The sequence below is a fragment of the Mesobacillus sp. genome (genome assembly GCF_047739415.1).
Classification (GTDB): domain Bacteria; phylum Bacillota; class Bacilli; order Bacillales; family Cytobacillaceae; genus Mesobacillus.
This window is the reverse complement of sequence record NZ_JBIQOE010000224.1, coordinates 1-2,906: the sequence shown is the minus strand read 5'-3', so window position 1 is coordinate 2,906 and position 2,906 is coordinate 1. Positions and strand designations below refer to the sequence as shown.

Genomic DNA, 2,906 nt, shown 5'->3' with positions numbered 1-2,906 from the left:
ATATTATACAGCTTGATTTATAGCATATTAGCTGCATTTTATTACATCTGGCTCCTATTCTATTATCGGCTTTGAAGTAACATTGCTTTAGGCTCGGAGCCGCAGAAAGCTGATTTTATAAAAAGTGCACCATAAAATCCTGGTGCTATAAAAAAATCAGAATATACGCATATCCAGCGTGCAGTTAAAGTAATGGGTGTACCTTTGTTTGAAAAGTCTTGGGGTTAGGACTAAAATGAATTCCGAAAGGACGGGACAGAAAATGAGTAAAAATCTTGACCAGCTTAGAAATCGTGTGGATGAATTGAATTTAGAGCTTCTATCATTAATTAATGAGAGAGCCCTGCTCGTCCAGGAAATTGGCCGTGCAAAAGAGACTCAGGGTGTCTACCGTTATGACCCTGTGCGCGAGAGGGAAATGCTTGATTTAATCAAGGAGAAAAATAACGGTCCTTTTGAGAATTCAACAATAGAACATATTTTCAAAGAAGTATTTAAGGCAGGCCTTGAGCTTCAATCGGATGACCACCGCAAAGCTCTTCTCGTTTCCAGGAAGAAAAAGCCTGAGGATACCATCATTGATATTAAGGGCTTAAAAATCGGCGATGGCACACCGGATTTTGTTTTCGGTCCTTGCTCAGTTGAATCATATGAACAAGTGGCGACTGTGGCTGAAGCAGTTAAAGCAAAAGGCTTCAAGTTGCTGCGTGGCGGAGCTTTCAAGCCGCGGACTTCACCTTATGACTTCCAGGGATTAGGGGTAGAAGGACTTAAAATCTTAAAGAGAGTCGCAGACGAATATGATCTTGCCGTCATTAGTGAAATTGTCACACCTGCTGATATTGAAATCGCAGTTGACTACCTTGATGTTATCCAAATCGGCGCCCGCAATATGCAAAACTTCGAGCTTTTAAAAGCTGCAGGAGCCGTGAACAAACCTATTTTACTCAAACGTGGACTTGCCGCCACAATCGAAGAGTTCATCAATGCGGCTGAATATATCATGTCACAGGGCAATGGCCAAATCATTCTGTGTGAGCGTGGAATTCGGACGTACGAAAGAGCTACAAGGAATACACTTGATATCTCTGCAGTGCCAATTTTGAAAAAAGAAACACATCTGCCAGTCATGGTAGACGTAACACACTCTACAGGCAGGAGAGACCTGTTGCTGCCAGCAGCCAAAGCCGCTCTTGCAATTGGGGCAGATGGAGTCATGGCAGAGGTTCATCCTGATCCAGCAGTAGCATTATCCGACAATGCCCAGCAGATGGATTTGAAGCAGTTTGATGAGTTTTTAGAGGGATTAAAAAACACTCCGTTTGTGAGAGTATAAAGTTCTTGAAACCTTCCTTTCTTCAGGAAGGTTTTTTTATGGTGTATTTTAGGGTAACGTAAAAAGAAGTGATTTTAACAGAAATAGTGATAAAAATAAATAAATTAAGTTGTTCACATTGCGGGATTGATAAGGATGTCGTATGATTAATAACATAATTATGCTTGTACATATAATCACAAACTTAAAAAATGATTATTGTGGCAATTTTTGCTGTAAACTAACTGAAAAGCGCCGTTTATTACCTGAAGGAGTGAAATAGATGAATATTACAATATATGATGTGGCACGGGAAGCAAACGTTTCAATGGCAACGGTTTCACGTGTTGTCAACGGAAATCCGAATGTAAAACCAGCTACAAGAAAGAAAGTCATGGAGGTCATTGACCGTCTTGGATACCGTCCGAATGCCGTTGCACGCGGACTTGCAAGCAAAAAGACGACGACTGTCGGAGTCATCATTCCCGATATTGCAAGCCCGTTTTTTGCTGAGCTGGCAAGGGGAATTGAAGATATCGCTACGATGTACAAATATAATATTATCTTGAGCAACTCAGACCAAAATATTGAAAAAGAACTGCATTTGTTAAATACAATGCTTGGCAAACAAGTAGACGGAATTGTCTTCATGGGCGGCAATATTAAAGCCGAGCACGTTGACGAATTCAAGAAGTCACCGGTACCAATCGTCCTTGCTGGTTCAATTGAGGAAACAGGAGAAATACCGTCAGTCAATATTGATTATGAGCAGGCAACATTTGATGCTGTTTCTACTTTTGTTGAGAAAGGACACAAGGAAATCGCATTCGTTATTGGACCTCAGCTGGAGCCAATCAACAAGGATAAAAAGCTTGAAGGTTATAAGCGCGCATTAAAAGATGCTGGTATTGAATATAACGAAGAGCTTGTTGTCGAAGGGGATTATACGTACGATTCAGGTCTCGAAGCTATTGAAAGAATCCTTGAGCTTGATAAGAAGCCAACAGCAATCCTTGTCGGATCCGATGAAATGGCACTGGGAGTAATCCATGGTGCATTTGACCGCGGATACAGTGTACCTGAAGATTTTGAAGTAATCGCTTCGGACAACACTAGACTTACTCTTATGGTACGTCCGCAGCTTACTACAATTGTCCAGCCTTTATATGATATCGGAGCAGTTGCGATGCGCTTATTGACTAAATATATGAACAAAGAAAACGTCGATGAAAATATCGTTGTATTGCCGCACAGAATTGAGAACAGAAACTCTACGAAATAATTGGGAAGCCCCTTGCTGATGGTGCAAGGGGCTTTTTATAGAGAAATGAAGCCAGGTTTAGGGATTAAGATTGAAATCAGCGAGATAAATATGGCAAAATAGACAGCTATAATTAATATTACCGGCCAAAGACTCAGATATATCAGCATCTATTGCAATAGCAGCCACTTTTTTATTTAAAATAACCATGAATTCATTTGAATCTAGCAAGGTTTTCAATTAATTCGACCACATCTTCAATTAATTCGACCACATTTTGAATTAATTCGACCACATTTTGAATTAATTCGACCACTTTTTCAATTAATT

Annotated in this window: 2 protein-coding genes; both read left to right on the top strand. The window is 40.2% G+C overall.

Features of this window, described 5'->3' with window-relative positions:
* Window positions 1–262: 262 nt before the first annotated feature.
* Entirely contained in the window at window positions 263–1,336 is a 1,074-nt protein-coding gene (locus ACH0QE_RS18010) for a bifunctional 3-deoxy-7-phosphoheptulonate synthase/chorismate mutase (RefSeq protein WP_415801875.1), read from the top strand.
* Window positions 1,337–1,598: 262 nt separating this feature from the next.
* Window positions 1,599–2,597, top strand: coding sequence for a catabolite control protein A (gene ccpA, locus ACH0QE_RS18005; protein WP_415801874.1), 999 nt, complete (start codon window positions 1,599–1,601; stop codon window positions 2,595–2,597).
* The last annotated feature ends 309 nt before the right edge of the window (window positions 2,598–2,906 follow it).